7 protein-coding genes are annotated in these 19,493 nt (G+C 61.7%); all 7 read left to right on the top strand.

Annotated features, from left to right (window positions below; genetic code table 11):
- The first annotated feature begins 159 nt into the window (after positions 1-159).
- The 7 genes from B0E42_RS07550 to B0E42_RS07520 all read left to right on the top strand — a co-directional run bounded on the left by B0E42_RS07550 (position 160) and on the right by B0E42_RS07520 (position 19,487).
- Positions 160-963: an ABC transporter ATP-binding protein gene (locus B0E42_RS07550; protein WP_024616507.1), complete on the top strand. Its 804-nt coding sequence runs from the start codon at positions 160-162 to the stop codon at positions 961-963.
- Positions 909-1,943 carry an iron ABC transporter permease gene (locus B0E42_RS07545; protein ID WP_256578276.1) on the top strand — a complete coding sequence of 345 codons (1,035 nt, stop codon included), beginning with the start codon at positions 909-911 and terminating at the stop codon, positions 1,941-1,943. Before B0E42_RS07550 ends, B0E42_RS07545 begins: the two co-directional genes overlap by 55 nt.
- The gene (locus B0E42_RS07540) at positions 1,940-2,989 is read left to right on the top strand and encodes an iron ABC transporter permease (RefSeq protein ID WP_077506125.1); all 1,050 of its coding nucleotides are present in this window, start codon (positions 1,940-1,942) and stop codon (positions 2,987-2,989) included. Before B0E42_RS07545 ends, B0E42_RS07540 begins: the two co-directional genes overlap by 4 nt.
- Positions 2,990-3,072: 83 nt before the next feature.
- Positions 3,073-3,981, top strand: coding sequence for an ABC transporter substrate-binding protein (locus tag B0E42_RS07535; protein ID WP_018600625.1), 909 nt, complete (start codon positions 3,073-3,075; stop codon positions 3,979-3,981).
- 134 nt (positions 3,982-4,115) lie between these two features.
- Positions 4,116-5,090 carry a TauD/TfdA family dioxygenase gene (locus B0E42_RS07530; RefSeq protein WP_077506204.1) on the top strand — a complete coding sequence of 325 codons (975 nt, stop codon included), beginning with the start codon at positions 4,116-4,118 and terminating at the stop codon, positions 5,088-5,090.
- A 69-nt stretch (positions 5,091-5,159) separates the two neighbouring features.
- Positions 5,160-9,977, top strand: coding sequence for a non-ribosomal peptide synthetase (locus B0E42_RS07525; protein WP_077506124.1), 4,818 nt, complete (start codon positions 5,160-5,162; stop codon positions 9,975-9,977).
- A 45-nt stretch (positions 9,978-10,022) separates the two neighbouring features.
- Positions 10,023-19,487, top strand: a complete 9,465-nt coding sequence (locus B0E42_RS07520; protein ID WP_077506123.1) for a non-ribosomal peptide synthetase — start codon at positions 10,023-10,025, stop codon at positions 19,485-19,487.
- Positions 19,488-19,493: the final 6 nt, after the last annotated feature.

Raw genomic sequence — 19,493 nt, 5'->3', positions numbered from 1 at the left:
TAGTATTGTCAGTCTTGTAGGCAATTATTTTATTTTCGACATATTCTGTCGCCCACTTATGCCCCCAGCGGATTCCCTTTGGTTGTACGGGACAAAAAACGATGGGGCATTGCTCGATGAACACATTCGATCAGGCCTTTTGGGCGTGGAGGGACGGTCATGCTGAAAGCCACCGATGTGCGGCTGAGCTATGGCGAACAGCAGATTCTCAACGGTGTCAGCCTGGATATTCCTGAAGGTTGTTTCACGGCGTTGATCGGGGCGAACGGGTGCGGCAAGACCACGTTGTTAAATGTGCTTGCGCATATGCTGCGGCCGAGTACGGGCGAGGTGCAGTTGTCGGGGAAGCGGCTGGGGCAGTATTCGCGTCGAACGCTGGCACAACACCTGGCGTTATTGCCGCAGCGCACGACATCGCCAGCCGGTATGAGTGTGCGCGAGCTGGTGATGCAGGGACGTTTCCCCTGGCAGACCTGGTGGCGCCAATGGTCCGAGCAGGATCAACAGGCCATTGACCGGGCCATTGACCTGGCGGGCATCCATCCTTTGCTTGATCGTTCCTTGGCCACCCTGTCGGGGGGGCAATTGCAACGCTGCTGGATTGCAATGACCCTGGCCCAGGATACGCCGGTGATCCTGCTGGATGAGCCAACGACATTTCTCGATATTGCGCATCAGATCACGCTGCTTGAGTTGCTGGTGGATCTTCGTGAACAAGGCAAAACCATCGTGGCTGTACTTCACGACCTGAACCAGGCCGCGCGTTATGCCGATCACCTGGTGATGATGCGCGAAGGGCGCGTGCTCGCCCAGGGCGCACCTGCCAAGGTGTTCACTCGGGACAATCTCAAAGCGGTGTTCGATCTGGATGCGCACATCATCACCGACCCTTATTCCGGTGATCCGTTATGCGTGCCGCAGACGAGCCGAAGCCAGCCATTGGCTGTGCGGGAGGCGATGTGAGTCAGGGTTTACGGTTGCCGGTCTGGTTGGGCTTGTTGATGGCAATTGCCTTGACCTCGCTGCTTCATCTGGCCGTCGGCGCAAAGGACATACCTTGGCATGAAGCTTGGCAGGCCTTGGTCGCCTATGCGCCGGGCAACCCCGACCAGAGCGTCATCCGTGGCAGCCGCTTACCGCGCCTGCTGGTCGCGATGCTGGTGGGGGCCAGCCTCGGGCTTGCCGGTGCAATCATGCAGGCGGTGGGTGATAACCCGTTGGCCGATCCGGGCATTCTCGGCATCAACAGCGGCGCTGCGTTATTCGTCGTGTTCGGCTTGCTGGTGCTGCCGGGCAACGATATGTCGATGATTCCATTGTTTGCATTTGCGGGGGCGTTGGTGGCCTCCGTCGGCGTCCTGCTGTTGGCGGGCCGGGGGCACAATCCGATTCGGCTGACACTGTCCGGAGCGATGATCGCGGCACTGTTCAGCGCCATTACCTCGATTCTGCTGCTGCTCGATCAGCAGGGGCTCGACAGCCTGCGGCGCTGGCTTACCGGCTCCATCGGAGTGACCGGGGGCTCGATGCAGGCTTGGGTCTGGCCTTATGTCTTGCTCGGCATGTGCCTGTGCCTGGTGAACGTCCGTGCATTGAATGCTCATCGTCTTGGCCCGCAGGCTGCGGCCGGCATGGGTGTCAATCTGTTGAAAATGCGCGTGCTCGGCTTGGCGTCGGTGGTCCTGTTGTCCGGGGGGGCAGTGGCTTTGGCGGGGCCTATTGGCTTTGTCGGTCTGGTGGTGCCTCATGCGGCTCGACTGTTGTTCGGCGATGATTATCGTCGACTGTTGCTGGCCGCCCCGTTGCTGGGAGCGTTGCTGCTGATTCTGGCGGATATCGCGGCAAGGACCGTGGTGCGTCCGTTCGAGCTCAATACCGGTATCGTGACGGCGCTTATCGGCGGCCCTATTTTTGTCGTGCTGGTATTGAGGAAGGTCAGATGATGCGAGCGGGATTGACCTTGCCCCGGGCGTATCCGTTGTTGCCTTGGATTGCGCGACCGATCGACTTGATTTCAGTGTTGTTGCTGACGGTTGCCGTTGTTGCGTTGGCGCTGTACGCATTGACCGTCGGCAGCTACTCACTGAGTGTCGCCCAGGTCTGGCAAGCCTTGCTGGCGCCTGAGCAAGTCAATTCGACAATGCGCAACCTGCTCTGGGAACTACGGCTGCCGCGTGTCTTGCTGGCGGTCCTGGCTGGTGCGGCCATGTCCCTTGCCGGTCTGTTGATGCAGTCGTTGACGCGTAACCCGCTGGCGGCGCCGGGCCTGGTGGGCGTGGAGTCAGGCGCCAGCGTCACCATGTTGTTGATTATCGTGCTCTGGCCGGCGCTTTTGCCTCTGGAATTCTATCCATTGGCGGCACTGGCCGGAGGGCTGGCGGTGGCGTTCTTCGTTGCGCTGCTGTCCTGGCGCCAGGGCATCTCGCCGTTGCGCTTGATCCTCGTCGGTGTCGGTCTCACCGCGATGCTCAGCGCGGTGGCCGACCTGCTCATCACTTACGGCAATATCGATCAGGTGGAGTCGGCCCTGATGTGGCTTGGCGGCAGTTTGCACCGTGCCAGTTGGCCGCAGGTTCATAGCCTCGGCCTCTGGCTATTGGTGGCTGGGCTGCCGTTGCTGTTCTGTCATCGTCAGTTGAATCTGTTGCAGTTGGGTGAAAAAGTCGCACTCAGTCGAGGGCTGAATGTCACGTGGATCATGGTTTCGTTGTTGCTGTGCAGCGTCATGTTGACGGCGGCTGCAGTGGCGAACGTGGGCACCATGACGTTTGTCGGGCTGGTGGCGCCTCATCTGGCGCGACAGATGGCGGGTGACCGTCATGGCGCCTTGATCCCCTTGTCGGCCTTGGTCGGTGCGTTGTTGGTGCTGGCCGGTGACACGCTGGGTCGGGGGCTTTTGCCGCCCCTGCAGTTGCCCGCAGGGCTGGTTGTCGCAATCATCGGCGCGCCGTATCTGATTGTTTTGCTGGCGCGTCAACGCAGTCGCTGAAAACACGGCGACGCTCATTGGAAATGTGTGGAGGTAAACGCGTGCGGGACCGGGTTAAAGGTTTTTTCCGAGGTGTGCTTGGCATGCTATGTGTGCCGTTGGCATTGGTGGCTGTACAGGCTGGCGCCGCTGAAACCAAAGTGTTCGAGAACAGTTTTGGCCGAGTCGAGGTTCCCGTAGCGCCGCATTGCATTGTGTCGTTGCATGACTTCAGCCTGACGGCCCAGTTGCTGGAGTTGGGGGTCAAACCCTGTGGTTCGACGGGGCGCAAAAAGCTGTTCTCGGACGTGTTGTTCCGCGGGACGCAGGAGCGGTTCGATGTGACGGGCATTCAGTATATCGGCTCGCACCAGGCGCCCGATCTGGAAGCCATTGCCGCCTTGAAGCCTGACTTGATCGTGGGTTTGTCCTATCACGCCGACCTCAAGGACAAGCTCAGCAAAATCGCCCCGGTCGTGCTGCTGCCCGCTCGGGAAAGCGACATCAAGACTTACGCCAAGCAACTCGCCGACCTGGTCGGCAAGCCGCAGCGCTATGCGGAAATGCTCAACGAATATCAATGGGTCGTCAGCGAGTTCAAGAAGCGCGTGAAAGATCCTTCGCGCATTACCGTCACGACGCTGGAAGTCTACAGCGATGGCTTTCAACTGATCGGTCGCGGCGGCATGGACGACGTCATCGGCGATTTTGGCCTGGGGCGTGTCGCCGCCTACCGCGAGGCGCGCCAAAACGTGCCTTACAGCCTGGAGCGCATCGGCGACTTCGACAGCGATTTCATTATTGACACGTATGAAGAGCTGCTCGACTCGGAAGCCAGCACAGCGGCGTTTCGTCAGTCCCCACAGTGGCAGAATCTGTTTGCAGTGAAGAATCGTCAGTTCCTGTACCTCAATCGCAGCCGCTATGCCGATACGATGCAGGGCCTGGTGGGTTCTGCCTATCTGCTGATGTCGCATATCGCCGAGCGCGAGAGCGTGCTGCAGGCCAAGTAAAACGTATCATCTGCGATACAATCATCATTAATGACAATGATTCTCTATTGCAGGTGTTACTCGTTTGTATTAGTTTATGCTCTCGAAAAATACGCTGATCGCAATGGCGGGGGGCTTAAATGGAAAGCGGTTTGATGCGTGCACAGGTTCAATTCATGGATGTTGTACCGGGTAGCGAGCAGACCCTGCCGTTCATACTCCAGTCCCCGCTTGCCGGGGATGCCTGGCAAGCCAGCCGGGCGCAGATCCAGCAGGTCGTAGAAACTGAGTTGCCGCGTGCGGGTGGCATTTTGTTTCGCGGTTTTGCGTTCAAGGGAGAGGCGGACTTCGAGGAATTTGCTCGTAGCTTCGGCCATGAACTGCTGACCTACGACTACGCTTCCACCCCGCGCACCAAGCTCAACAACCGGGTATACACCTCCACCGAGTACCCGGCCCATCAGGTTATCCCGCTGCACAATGAACAGTCCTATTCGCTGAATTGGCCGATGAAAATCTGGTTTCACTGTATGCAGGCCTCGCAGGTCGGCGGTGAAACACCCATTGCCGACAGTCGCCTCGTTTACCAGCAACTCGATCCTGCAATCCGTCAGCGCTTTGCCGAGAAGCGCCTGATGTACGTGCGCAATTACGGCAATGGCCTGGACTTGCCCTGGCAACAGGCTTTCAGCACCGAAGACCGCTCCCAGGTCGAGCGTTTCTGTCGCGCCAGCAACATCGAGTTCCAGTGGACGGACGATGGCGAGCTTTCCACTCGCCAGGTCTGCCAGGCGGTTGCCCAGCATCCGGTGACAGGGGAGTGGGTGTGGTTCAACCAGGCTCATCTGTTCCATATCTCCAACCTGGCAGCGTCGGTGCGCGAGACATTGATCTCTATCGTCGGGGAGCAGGGCGTGCCGCGTAACGTGTTTTATGGCGACGGCTCGCCGATTGAGCTAGAGGCGCTGGAGCACATCCGCGAGGTCCTGCAACGCTGTCAGGTGAGCTTCCCCTGGCAGGCGGGTGATGTGTTGATGCTCGACAACATGCTGGTGGCTCACGGTCGTTCGACCTTCCAGGGATCGCGCAAGGTCGTGGTCGCCATGGCAGAGCCAGCCTCGGCAAGCTGATCGCCCCCACTTTCAGAAAGCCGTCGCACTGGGCGGCCTATTTCGAACAAGTACATTCAAGGACATCAAATGCTCGATCGCCTGATGCATCGCTGCTGGCTGCGTGGAGTTCGCCTATCGATAGCCCAAGGTCAATTGATCGTTACGCACGGATCGCCGGGTGCGCTGGATGATGAGCTCAATGCCGAGCTCCATGCACGCGACGCCGAAGTTCTGCAGTGGCTGCAACTGCATCCCGATTATTTTGCTGCCCGGCCCCTGACGGATAACGAGCAGGCGCTCTGGTTCCTTCAGCGTCTGGAGCCTGACAGCTGCGCCTATAACATTGCCTATGCCGGACGGATCAAGCCGCAGTTCGTTACCCAGGACTTGCCTCAACGCCTGCAGGACGCCTGGGTGACGGTCCAGCAACGCTATCCGATGTTGTGCACGGCCTATGCCGAGCGCAACGGCGAGTTGTTGCAGTGGAGCCACCGCGAGCGGGTCCAGCCGTTGCAGTGTGTGGCCATGCAAGACGTGGGCGCAGAGACGTTGCAGCAACGTATCACTGAATCGGCCGATCTTCCCTTCAAGCTGGAAGAGGGTGACGTCAGTCGGGTCGTCCTTTTGAGCAACGCACGCGACGGCCATGTCGAGCACACCGTGCTATTGGTGATTCATCACATCGCGGCGGATCTGGCCACGTTCTACATTGTGCTCAATGAGCTGTTCGCGTTGATCAACGATCAACCGCTGTCCGCCGTGAATCCCGACGCCTATCGCAACTACTGCAGTGATCTGCATATCCGCAGTGAAGCGGCCGAGCCCGTGGAACTGGCCTGGTGGCAGGCACAACTGGCCGAAGCCCCGACGCTGGAGTTGCCGACGGATTTTCCCTACGGCAGCAATCAGGCATTCAAAGGTGGGGAGTTGTCGGTGCGCTTCGATCCGGCCACCACGGCACGGTTTCGCACCGTAGCCCGAGAGGTGGGAGTGACGCCGTATGTGCTGTGGTTCTCACTGTTCCAGCAATTTCTCGGCGTACTGTCAGGCCAAGACGATTTCGTCCTGGGAACCCCCAGCGGTTGGCGCTTGCGACGCGAGCACGTCAATCTGCCGGGCTACCTGGTCAATCCGCTGCCGATTCGCTGCCGTCTGCGTCGGGATCTGTCCAGCGGCGACTGGGCCAGGCAGGTAGATGCCACCGTCAAGCAAGCCCTGCAGCACCGCCACTACCCATTCTCGCGCCTGGTCAAACAGTTGGATCTGCCGCGCCAGGTGGGCAGGGCGCCGCTGTTCCAGCATATGTTCACGCTGAACAAGGAACGCATCGCGCCTTTCGAGCAGTACGTCGACCGCTTGCTGTCGGAGCAGCGAGGCGCGGCCCATGAACTGAACATGGTGATCATCGACGAAGAGGAGGGGTTCCTCTGCCGCTGGCGTTACAGCAAGGCGTTGTACCGCCATGAAACGATTGAGCGCTATCGGGATCAGTTCGTCGCCTTGGCACTCGCGGCGATCGAACAGCCCAAAAGACCGTTTGCCGAGCTCGAGTGGTTGGTGCCCGAGCAGCAGTCATTCCTGGGCGGGGAGGATGCGTCGGTCGCCGTCAGCAACGCCTGGCAGGCGTTCACTGGGCAGTGTGAGCGCAAGCCCCAGTCGATTGCTCTTCAGGATGAGCAGGGTACGCTCAGCTATGCCGAGCTGGGACGTGCTGTGGTCGCCCGCGGCGAACGCTTGCAGGAGGCTTTGAGCCTGGCCGGTGAACGCATTGCCTTGTGCCTGCCGCGCAGTCGTGAGTTGGTGATGCACATGCTCGCAACCTGGCAGTGTGGCGCGACCTACCTGGCCCTCGATCCGCAGTGGCCGCCGTCGCGTTTGCAGGCTATCTGTCAGGATGCAATGCCCAAGGTGTGGATCAGTGAGGGCGCGCGACCCGAGTGGTTGCCTGAGCAGGTTCGGTGGTTGGCGTTGCCGTCTGCGCACGTGTCCAGTGAGGCACCTTTGCGGGCGGCCCTGGCGGCCGATCTTGCGGCCTACGTGGTGTACACCTCGGGCTCCAGTGGCCGGCCAAAGGGCGTGAAGGTCAGCCAGGGCAACCTGATTCATTACGTCACCGGCTGCCTTGAACGCCTGAATCTGCCGGCCGATGCGAGTCTGGCGAGTCTGGCCAGTTGTGCGACCGACCTGGGGCATACAGCCTTGTTCGGCGCCCTGTTGAGCGGCCGCTGTCTGCGCCTGCTGGCCGAGGCGCTGGCCTTCGACGCCGAGGAACTGGCTGCCGTGCTTGAACACCAGCCCGTCGACCTGTTGAAAATCGTGCCGTCGCACCTCAACGCCTTGTTGATCGCCAAAGACCCGCAACGGCTGTTGCCGCGTCGATGCCTGGTGGTGGGCGGCGAGGCCCTGAGCCACGAGTTGGTGACACGCTTGCGTGCCTTGAGCACGGATTTGCGCATCGTCAACCACTATGGCCCCAGCGAAACCACCGTCGGGGTGTTGACCCATGAGGTCGATGCCAGCGGTGCCGCACCGTTGGGGCGGCCACTGGCCAATGTCCAGGTCAGCGTGCGCTCGTCTGATGGCGCTCTGTTGCCGATCGGCGTCAGCGGTGAACTGTACGTTCAAGGGGCGACCGTCGCCCAGGGGTATCTCAGTGCCACCGATGCCGATCACGCACGCTTTGGTGAGCACGGTTATCGCACGGGTGACCGTGTGCGACTCAATTACCAGGGGCAGGTGGAGTTTCTCGGTCGCCTCGATGAGCAGGTCAAGATCAGGGGCTACCGGGTGGAGCCGGCGGAAGTCGCGGCACAGTTACGCGCCATGCCTCATGTCAGCGATGTCAGGGTGCTCAATAGCCCCACGCCGTTGTCGGGCAATCGACTGGTAGCCTTCCTGGTCGCGCCGTCGGCCGCACTGGCCGAAATCCAGACGGCGCTGCAAGGGCAATTGCCGGACTACATGCAACCGACTCAGTGGTATTGTCTCGACGGCTTCGCCTTGCTGCCCAACGGCAAAGTGGATCGTCAGGCATTGTTGCGCCTGGCTGAGCAAACGACGGCGCCGCTGCAGGGGGCAGAGCCGTTGGGCGATCAGCCCTTGAGTACCGTGGAAACCGCGTTGCTGGACATCTGGCGAGCGATGCTCGGCAACCCCGAGGTGGGGCCTGATGACAACTTCTTTGCCTTGGGTGGCGACTCCATTCTTGGCCTGCAAATCATTGCCCTGGCACGCCAGCAACAGATTCTGATGACACCCAAGCAGTTGTTTGCCGAGCAAAGCGTGCGAGCCTTGGCCCGGGTGGTGCAGACACCACAGCGGACCCTCGAACAACGCCTTCTCGAAATCGCCCGGGAAATTCTCAATAACCCGGATCTGCGGGTAGACGACAATTTCTTCTCGGTCGGCGGCGACTCGATTCTGAGTTTGCAGATCATCGCCCGGGCCAAGCAACAGGGCCTGCAGCTCAAGCCCAAGCAGATCTTCGAATATCCCACCGTGCGCGGCTGGGCCGAGCAGGTGGTGGACCTTGGCGCAATGACTGCGCTGCCCGTCAGCGACGGGCCAGAGCTCACCACGGCTTTCGCCTTGACGCCGATCCAGGATTGGTTCTTTGCCCAGCAGCAAAACCTGGCCGAACACTGGAACCAGTCGCTGTTGCTGGCTTTGGACGAGCCACTGGATCAGGAGCGGTTTACCCAGGCCCTGGGCGCGTTGCTTGAGCGCCACGCCAGCTTGCGCCTGACCTTTGAAGCATCGGCGCAGGGCTGGCAACAACGCTATCAGCGCTTTTCCCAGGAACAGGTCAAAGCGCTGTTCCAGGTTGTGGAAGAACCCTTGAGCGAAGCCCTGCTGCAACGCTCGCAGCAGGGTTGGAACCTGGCCCAGGCCCCTTTGATCCGCTGGGTGTACTTCCCCCACAGCCGGGAATTGCTTTGCACGGCCCATCACCTGTTGGTCGATGCGGTGTCGTGGCAGGTGCTGCTGCAAGAGTTGGAAGGCCTGTACCTGCACCCGGACGTGGTTCTGCCCGCCGTCACGGCAGGTTTCCATGTGTGGAGCGAAGCTTTGCAGCGCCACCGCGGTGAGCCTGATGTAGTGGCGCAGGTGGATTTCTGGCACGAGCAGCTGGCCGCCGAGGGCGTCGTACCTGAACAGGTCAGCTTGTACGGTGAGAGCCGGACGCTGGACACGCAATTGTCGGTTGAGCAGACGCAGTTGTTACTGGGCGATTGTCATGGGGCGTACGGCACCCAGGTCCAGGATCTGTTGGTGGCCGCGCTGGCCGGGACCATCGGCCAGTGGCAGGGGCGGGAGCGCGTCACCCTTGAATTGGAAAGCCACGGTCGCAGCGGTTGGGAGCAGAGCCCCGATCTGTCCCGCTCGATTGGTTGGCATACCAGCCGCTATCCGCTGGCCGTCGACACTTCATGGGATTGCGAACACTCGATCATCGCCGCCAAGGAAGCCCTGCGCCGCGTACCTGAACAAGGCATGGGTTACGGACTGCTGCGCCTCGACCCGGCCCATGGCCTGGGGGCGGCCTCGCTGCTGACCTTCAACTACCTGGGGCGGGTCGACCAATGGCTCGATGCGTCCAGCCTTTGGCGATTGGCTCGGCCGATCTGCCCAGGCATGCGCGCCGACAGCACCCGCCGCACGCACTTGCTGGATGTCACCGCGCTGGTGAACGAAGGTCGGCTGCATATCGAATGGCGTTATGCCCCGCAGGTCCACGAGCCAGCGTTGGTCCGCGAGTTGGCGCAGCAGTTCCAGCAGCGCATTGCGGCCTTGCTGGAGCACTGCCTGGCCCCCACGGCCGGTCGCGCCACGGCTTCGGACTTCGCCGACTCCGGCTTGTCCGACGATGAATTCCTGGGGCTGCTCGAACAACTCGAGCAGTGACATCTATTGCGCCCCCCCTACATTACAGGTTCGGATACCGTCAGCATGAACGACAAGGTCAAAGCACTTTCGCGCAATATCGAAGCGATTTACCCGCTGGCTCCCATGCAGCAGGGGCTGCTGTTTCATAGCCTGCTGCACCCGGGCAAGGGTATGTACCTGCTGCAATACCGTCATGTCATGGTCATGCCCAATCTCGATCTGGCCGCTTTTCGTCAGGCCTGGGCGCAGGTGGTGGAGCGCCATGAGTTGCTGCGCACCTCCTTTGTCTGGAAGCAGCAGAAACGACCGATGCAGGTCGTGCACAAGCAGGTCGAATTGCCGATCACCTATGAGGACTGGTCGCATCTAAGCGAAGGTGAGCAGCAGGATCGCCTGGAGCAATTGCTCAGCGAAGAACGCGCCCAGGGACTGGATTTTACCAAGGCGCCCCTGATGCGGGTCAGGCTGTACAAGCTGGCACCCGACACCTACCAGTTCGTGCGCAGCTATCACCACATCCTGATGGATGCCTGGTGCTTCTCGATCATCATGATGGACTTCCTCAACGGCTACCGCGCCGCCCAGGAAGGTCGCCGCCTGAATTTGCCGGCGCCGCGTCCGTACCGTGATTTCATTCGCTGGCTGGAAACGCAGAAACCGGAAGATCATCAGGCGTTCTGGCAACAACGCCTGGCCGGCTTTGACACGCCCAATGAATTTGGCTTCGGCCATGTTGGCCGTATTCAGGACGCCGCCGAGCCCGTTGAAGACTGCGTCGAACTTCTGGATGTCCCGCAGACCCAGGCCTTGCAAAGCGCGGCGGCCCAACACGGCATCACCCTCAATACGCTGGTGCAGGGGGCCTGGGCTTTGCTGCTGGCGCGTTACAGCGGTGATCGCGACCTGGTGTTCGGTATCACTGTCGCCGGTCGCCCGGTGCACCTGCAAGGCATGGAAAACATCGTCGGTCTGTTCATCAACAGTTTGCCGCTGCGCTGGCGTTGGCGCCCGGATGACGCGCTGGGCCCATGGCTGAAGGCCTTGCAGACCGAGAACCTGAGCCTGCGCGAACACGAGAGTGTGTCCCTGGCCGAGATCCAGCGCTGGAGCGAAGTACAGCGTCAGGATTTGTTCCAGAGCCTGTTCGTCTTCGAAAACGCACCCATTGCCGCCGACTTGCGCCAGGGGCAACTGGACTACCTGATCAGCGACATGGCCAACCGCACCCATACGAACTATCCCATCACGGTGGTGATCGTTCCGGGTGAGCGCCTGCATTTGCAACTGACCTACCAGACCGACTGGTTCCTGCGCGAAGAAGTCGAGCAGATGCTGCGCCACTTCCGCACCTTGTTGCTGAACATCGGTGATGCCCTGCACACGAACGCCGAGACCCCTTTGCACCATTTGGCGATGCTCGATGAGCGTGAGATTGCCCACCAGCATCAGGTTTGGGCCGGGGGTGGTCTGGCGGCCGATGAACAACTGCTGCAACCGCTGTACATCGAGCGGTTTGAGCAACAGGTTCGCCAGACGCCCGAGCGCATTGCCATGGTTCACGGCGAGCAAAGCCTGACCTTCGACCAGTTGAACCGCGCCGCCAACCGTCTGGCCCGACACTTGCGGGCGCAGGGGGTCAAGTCCGACGATTTGGTCGCGGTGTTCGACGAGCGAGGCCTGGACCTGGTGGTGATGATTGTCGCCACCCTCAAGGCCGGCGCCGGTTGGCTGCCGCTCGACCCACGCAACCCGCCTCAGCGGCTGGCGCAGGTCCTGCGCCAGAGTCGCACGCCACTGCTGATTCACAGTGCAGGGCAGGGCGAGCTGGCGATGGAGGCTTTGGACTACCTCGAGCAGCGTCCCCAATCGGTGCTCTACGATCCGGCGGTGTTGGACCGCTACAGCGATGACGAGTTGAACATCCCCGTTCACGACCGCTCGTTGGCCTATTGCATCTTCACTTCCGGTTCCACCGGCACCCCCAAAGGGGCCATGGTGGCGCATGCGGGCATGCTCAATAACATCCTCGGCAAACTGCCGGGGCTGGGGCTCGATGCGACCGACGTGATTGCCCAGACCGCGCCGCAGTGCTTCGACATTTCCGTCTGGCAAACCCTCGCCGGCCTGGTACTGGGGGCGCGCACCGTGATCCTCGGCGATTGCGTCGTGCAGGATCCTGAGGCGCTGGCTTCAGCCATTGAACGGCACGGCATCAGTATCCTTGAGGCCGTGCCGTCGTTGATGCAGAGCCTGCTCGACGCGGGGCTCGAGCGTTCGGCCCTGCGCTGGGTGCTGGCCACCGGCGAGGCGTTGCCGCCGGCGTTGGCGCGTCGCTGGTTCGAGCGTTATCCCGCCATCCCGTTGATGAACGCCTATGGGCCGGCCGAATGCTCCGATGACGTGGCTTTTCATCCGTTGCTCGAACGTTTGCCTGAGCAGCGCACCAATGTGCCGATCGGTCGCGCCACATTGAACAATCGTTTGTACCTGCTCAATGCCGACCTGCAGCCGATACCGGCCGGAGCGGTCGGGGAAATCTTCGTTGCCGGGGTGGGCGTCGGGCGCGGCTATATGGCCGATCCGGCGCGCACGGCGGCGGTGTTCCTGCCGGACCCGATTGCCAACGACGGTTCCCGTCTCTATCGCACTGGCGACCTGGCGCGCTTCCTGCCCAATGGTGATCTTGAATACGTCGGCCGTACCGACCACCAAGTCAAGATCCGCGGGCACCGTATTGAACTGGACGAGATCGAAGCCTGCCTGACCCGTTACCCCGGTGTACGGGAAGCCGTGGTGGTGGCTCGTGATGACCAGCAACGTTCCAAGGTCCTGGTGGCTTATGTGGTGGCGGATGCACAGGCAAGCATCGAGGCCCTGCGCGAGCATGTTCTGGGTAACCTGCCGCCGTACATGACCCCGGGCGCTTTTGTGTTTCTGGAGCGCTTTCCACTCAATGGCAATGGCAAGATCGACCGCAAGTCCTTGCCCGCGCCAGATTTCGCCGCGCAAAGTCAGGCCCGCTATGTCGCGCCCAGCAGCGAGCTGCAAGGCCAACTGGTCGAGGCTTGGCAAAGCGTGCTGGGGCTCGGTCAGGTCGGGGTCGAGGACAATTTCTTCGAGCTTGGCGGTCACTCGCTGCTGGCCACTCAACTGATTGGCCTGATCGGCAAGCTCAGTGGCAAGGATTTGCCTCTGCGCGTGGTGTTCGAGCGCCCGACCATCGCCGCCATGGCCGATTGGCTGGAAAGCCGGGCCGGCACGGTCAAGTCGTCGCCAACGCTGTTGCCGCGCCCTGAAAAGCTGCCACTTTCGTTTGCCCAGCAGCGCCTGTGGTTTCTGCAGCAACTGGATCCCCAAAGTCCCGCCTATAACCTGGCCGGTGCCGTGCGCTTGACTGGCGAGTTGCATATCGCCGAGCTACGTGCGGCCCTGCAGGCTGTGGTCGATCAGCACGAAGTGCTGCGCACCGGGTTCATAGGCGAGGCTCAAGGGCCGAGCCAGGTGATCCTGGCCCGCACCGAGCTTGAGATGCCTTTGATCGAGGTGCAGAGCGAAGAGGCGCTGCACGACTTGCTGCGTCAGGATGCAATGACGCCGTTCTCCCTGGAAACGGCTCCGTTACTGCGTGCAAGACTCTATCGCCTGGCGCCGGATGCATTTGTCCTGTCGTTGAACTGCCATCACATCGTTGCCGATGGCTGGTCCCTGCAATTGATCATCGACGGTGTGTGCAAGCAGTACCGCAACTTGCGGCAAGGCCTGGTGACGGAGCAGTCAGCCTCGTCGATGCAATACGCCGACTATGCGCTCTGGCAACGCCAATGGATGACCAGCAAGGCCTGTGAGCAGGAACTGGCCTATTGGCGCGAGCAGTTGGCCGGCGAGTTGCCGGTGCTGGAGCTGGCGGCCGATTTTCCTCGTCCTGCCCAGGCCACCCAGGCGGGCGGTCGTGTTGAGCGGCGCTTGCCCGAGGCCCTGACGGCACGCTTGCGCGCGTTCAGTGCTGGTCACGGCTGGAGCAATTTCATCCCGATGCTGACCGCGTTTCAGCTGCTGTTGCGCAGCCGCAGCGGCGCGGACGACATCCTGGTCGGGGTTCCCGTTGCCAATCGGCACCATGGGGTCCTGCAGCCCCTGGTCGGTTGCTTCGTCAACACGCTGGTGTATCGCAAAAAACTGTCGGGCGAGCGCAGTCTGCTGCAACTGATGACCGAGTTGCAGGCGTTGTCGGTGTCGGTTCAGTCCCATCAGGACTTGCCCTTCGATTACCTGATCGAACAGCTCGGTGTGGTCCGCCAGGTAAGTTACAACCCCCTGTTCCAGGCCATGTTCAACTACTTTCCGGGCAACGCCCTGGAGCGTTTCGAGCTGACCGATGTGATCGCCGAGCCGTTGGACAATCGTCCGGACAGCGCCATGTGTGACCTGCACCTGGACGTGCGTGACAGCGAGCATGGCATCAGCCTGAGCCTTCAATACAGCAGCGATCTGTTCCGCGAACAGACCGTGCAAGCGATGGCCGAGCAATATCTGGCATTGCTTGATGCGTTGCTCGAGCAGCCAGGGCAGGCCTTGGGGGAGCTGGCATGGCAACCTGCCGAACGTGGCCTTGCCCGAATCGAGGGGCACGGCGTGGCCGGTCATCAGGACATCCTCCAGGCCTTTGCTCATCAGGTTGCCCGCCAACCCGACGCGGTTGCCGTACTGGCTGGCAATGAGCGCCTGAGCTATGGCGAACTGGATCAGGCCGCCGAACGACTGGCGGCGGCTTTGCAGGCCCATGGCGTTGGCATCGAAGATCGAGTGGCCTTGAGCCTGCCTCGTGATGCCCGCCTGCCCATGGCGATGCTGGCGATCCTCAAGGCCGGTGCTGCCTATGTGCCGTTGGCCGAGGACACGCCACCGGAGCGTGGCCGTTACATTCTTGAGGCGGCGCAACCCAAGCTGTGCCTGGGAACGGTCGCGAGTCTGGCGGTGTTGGCGCAGTGGAACAGTGGCGTGCCATTGCTTGATATCGATGCGATGAGCGCTGCCGACTGCTACAAGGCTCCGGTATTGGTGGCGGAGCAGCTCGCTTACGTGTTGTACACCTCCGGTTCCACCGGCCAACCCAAAGGCGTGGCCATCAGCCGCGGCAACCTGATGAACCTGATGCTGGCCGTGGACCAGGTCTTGCCAATGACGGCCCGGGATCGGGTGCTGGCATTGACCACCGCGACATTTGATATTGCCATTGTCGAATTGCTGCTGCCTCTGGCGCATGGCGCCAGCATCCTGTTGGCTGATCGCGAGCAGGCGCGTGATCCCCAAGCGATCGATCAGCTATTGATGACAGGACAACCGACGGTCATGCAGGCCACTCCGGCGACCTGGCGGATGCTGGTGGCGCACACCTCGCGCAGTTGGCAAGGCGTGCGTGCCGTTTCCGGTGGAGAGGCCTTGCCCTGTGCACTGGCCGAGGCCATCGAGGGCAGGGGCGCCCGGGTGATCAACGGCTACGGGCCGACAGAAGCGACGGTCTACAGCACGTTTGAAGTGCGCAACGGCGGTGAGGCTGGTGTTGAGGTGCCAATCGGACAACCGGTGGCCAATACCGCCGCGTATGTCCTGGATGCTGATCTGCAGCCAGTGCCCGCAGGTGTGCCCGGTGAACTGTATCTGGCCGGGGCGAACCTTGGTCGGGGTTACTTCGCGGCGGCGCGACTGACCGCGGCGGCGTTCCTGCCGGATCCTTTCATGCCTGGCGCGCGCATGTATCGCACCGGTGATCGGGTTCGACGCAACAACAGTGGCGGCCTGGATTACCTGGGGCGCCTGGATTTCCAAGTCAAACTGCGTGGTTTCCGTATCGAACTGGGTGAAATCGAAGCGCTGCTGGCGCGTATTCCCGGGGTGCGCGAAGCGGCTGTCGTGCTGCTGGGCGGCGGTGAAACAGCGAGTCTGGTGGCTTACTACGCAGGCGACGCGCTGGATGAAGCGATGCTGCGTGAGACACTCGGCGCGCAATTGCCGGACTACATGTTGCCGAGCCAGTTCGTTCGCCTGGACACCCTGCCTTTGAGCCCCAGCGGCAAGGTTGACCGCAAGGCATTGCCGGCACCGGTACAGCGTGACCGCCAGAGTGGCGGGCTTTCGGGCGAATGGGAGCAGGCGTTGGCCAAGCTCTGGGAGGAGCTGTTGGGCTGCACCGATGTGGGGGCCGACGACAACTTCTTCGCCTTGGGCGGCCATTCCTTGCTGGCGGCGCGCCTGGTGGCGCGAATGGCCGAACAGCATGGCCGGCGTCTTCCCTTGCGCACGGTGTTCGAGCAGCCGGTCCTGCGGGATCTGGCGGCGCAGCTGGCGGCGACGAGCATCGAGGCCGAAGATGTCCTGCGTCATTTTGAAGAACCCTTGGCACCGCTGCATTTCACCCAGCAGCGGCTGTGGTTCCTCGATCGTTTGCAGGGCGATACCCAGGCCTACCATTTGTCCCTGGCCTTGCGTCTGGAGGGGGCACTGCAACCGTCGTTGCTGGAGCAGGCGCTGACGCAACTGATCAGCCGCCAGCACAGCCTGCGGACGGTGTTCAGCGAAACGCCCGAGGGCGCACGTCAGCAGGTCGAGGCGCTCACGGCGCTGCCGGTGAGCTTCGAGCCACTGGAGATCGACGCGCATTCGCCTTTTTTTGCGCAGAAACTGAGTCAAGAAGCACAGCGTCCCTTCGACCTTTCGGCCCCCCCGCTGTGGCGGGTTCGTGTGTATCAGGGCCAACACCTGAGTGTGCTGCAGGTCACCTTGCACCACATCATCGCCGATGCCCGTTCGCTGGAAATTTTCTTCAATGAGCTGCAACTGATCTACCAGGCCTTGCTGGAGGGGGGCAGCGCTTGCCTGCCGCCACTACCGCTGCAGTTTTCTGACATCGCGGCCAGTTGGCAGAGTCCTTCGGGGCAAGCGCGTATCGAATCGCAGCTTGAATACTGGCGTCGAACCCTGGCAGGGGAGCCGCCAGTGCTGAACCTGCCGACCGACATGCCACGCCCCGCGCAGCAAGGTTACAACGGCCAGCGCCTGCGCTTCAGCCTGCCGGCAAGGCTGGTCAAGGAACTGCGCGAGACCGCGCAACAGCATGGGCTGACCGCGTTCGCGCCATTGCTGGCCGCCTGGAAAACGCTCCTGGCCAGGCACTCGGGCCAGCGTGAAATCTGGATTGGCCTGCCGGTCGCCCATCGCCACCAGGCCCATACGGATAACCTGATTGGCTACTTCGCGACCACCCAGGTGCTGCGCAGTCACATTGATGCCCAGCAGTCGGTCGAACAGTTCTGGCAGCAATTGCAAGCCACTCACCTGGCTGCGCAGCAGCATGGGGATGTCCCTTTCGAACGGCTGGTGGAGGCGTTGCAGGTGCGCCGCGACCTCAGCCACACACCGCTGTTCCAGGCGTTGTTCAACCTGATCCAGCGCGATGTCGCCGTAAAGGATGAGCACCATTTCGCCGGCTTGCCGGTGCAGCGACTGGATGTGGAAAGTGACAGCGCCCTGGTGGATATCGGCTTGCACATCGAGCAGTACGGTGACGATTGGCAATGTGTGCTGGAGTACAACACCGACCTGTTCCTGGCCCGGACGGCGCAACGTTATGCCGACGAATATCTGTATCTGCTCGAGGGCATGCTGAAAAACTCACAGGCGCGCCTATGGGACATTGACCTGGCCAACGCCGATCATGCCCTGGCCCAGCGGCCATGGAACCAGGCGGCCGAGGCCTTGCACGGCGAAGCGGACCTGATTGCCCGATTCGAGCGTCAAGTGACATTGACACCCCAGGCATTGGCGGTCGATTGCCAGGATCAGCAATTGAGTTATGCCCAGCTCAATGCCCTCAGTAATCGCCTGGCCCATTGGCTGCGTGCACAGGGTGTCGGCACCGATGAGCTGATTGCCGTTTGCTTGAGTCGTGGCCCCTGGTTGCTGCCAACCCTGCTGGCTATTCACAAAGCTGGTGCGGCGTATTTGCCGCTGGATCCGCAACACCCGGCAGATCGCCTGCGCTTCATCATCGAGCACGCGCGGCCGGCCCTGGTGCTCAGCGAAAGTCAGTGTGGCGATGCCTTGAGCGGTGTCGACAATGTCTGGCTCGATCAGTTGTCGCTGGAGGCATGCAGCACCGACAACCTGGTGCTGGCGGTCAACCCACAGCAACGCGCTTATGTGATCTACACCTCGGGCTCGACCGGTACACCAAAAGGCGTACAGGTCACCCGCGAGAACCTGAGCAACCTGTTGGCCGGTCTCGATCGGCAGTTGCCACTCAGCGCTGCGGATGTCTGGCTGGCCAGTACCACTTACGCGTTCGATATGTGCAAGCCGGAACTGTTCTTGCCGCTGGTCAACGGCGCAGCCATCTTGCTGGCCCGTCGCGAGCAGGTCGTCGATGGTCATCAACTGTTTGCCTTGCTGCGTCGGGCCACGGTGTTCCAGGCGACACCCGCCGGCTGGCAGATCCTGCTGGAAACCGGACAGGCCGACTGGCCGCCAGTGCGCGGGCTGATTGGGGGGGAAGCGGTTCCGGGCGAACTGGTGACCGAGCTGCGTAGCCGGGGCGTGGTCCTGATCAACGCCTATGGCCCGACCGAAACCACCGTCTGGTCGACCACCCAGGCGCTGCAGGACGTGCCGTCTGGCGTGGCGGATATTGGCTCGCCACTGCTCAACACCCGCTGCTATGTGCTCGATGAGATGCTGCGTCCGGTGCCGCTGGGCACGACCGGGGAGCTGTATATCGCGGGCGCCGGGGTTACCCGTGGCTATCAGCATGCCGCCGCCGCAACGGCCGCGGTTTATCTGCCTGACCCCTATGCCAGCGAACCTGGCAGCCGCATGTACCGCACTGGCGACCTGGTACGCCGGCGCGGTGACGGTCGGTTGGCGTATGTCGGTCGCAGCGACTTCCAGGTCAAGGTGCGCGGATTCCGCATCGAGCCCGGTGAGATCGAATCGCTGGTGCGTCGTTACCCGGGCGTTGAAGAGGCCGTGGTGATGATCGATCCGCGCAGTCAAAGCCTGTTCGCTTGGCTGCAGGCGACCAGCCCCGTTGATCAAGTGGCCCTGCGGCGGCATCTCGAAGGCCTGTTGCCGGGCTACATGGTCCCGGCCGGTTTTATCGAGGTGCAGCGTTTTGCCCTCAATGCCAACGGCAAGATCGACCGCAAGGCCTTGCCGGCACCGCAGCCCATCGCTGTACAGGGCGTGGCGCCGCGCAACGAACTGGAGCAGCAACTGGCCGACATCTGGCAAAGCCTGCTTGAGGTGCCGCAAGTCGGGGTGTTCAACAGTTTCTTCGAGCTGGGCGGGCATTCGTTGTTGGCGATGCGCCTGATGACCCAGATTGAGAGCCGTTTCGGCATCAGGATCGAGCTGCGCAGCCTGTTCCATAACCCGACGATTGCCGGTCTTGCCGAGCAGATCGAGAAACCCCAAGGGCCTTCGACCGACGAAGCCCTGGACGAAATGCAGCGCCTGTTATCAGAGATGGAAGAGTAAGGATGA

Source organism: Pseudomonas sp. A25(2017) (genome assembly GCF_002001065.1).
In the GTDB taxonomy this organism is placed as follows: domain Bacteria; phylum Pseudomonadota; class Gammaproteobacteria; order Pseudomonadales; family Pseudomonadaceae; genus Aquipseudomonas; species Aquipseudomonas kilonensis.
The sequence above is the reverse complement of the archived record's forward strand: the minus strand, read 5'-3'. Positions and strand labels throughout refer to the sequence as shown.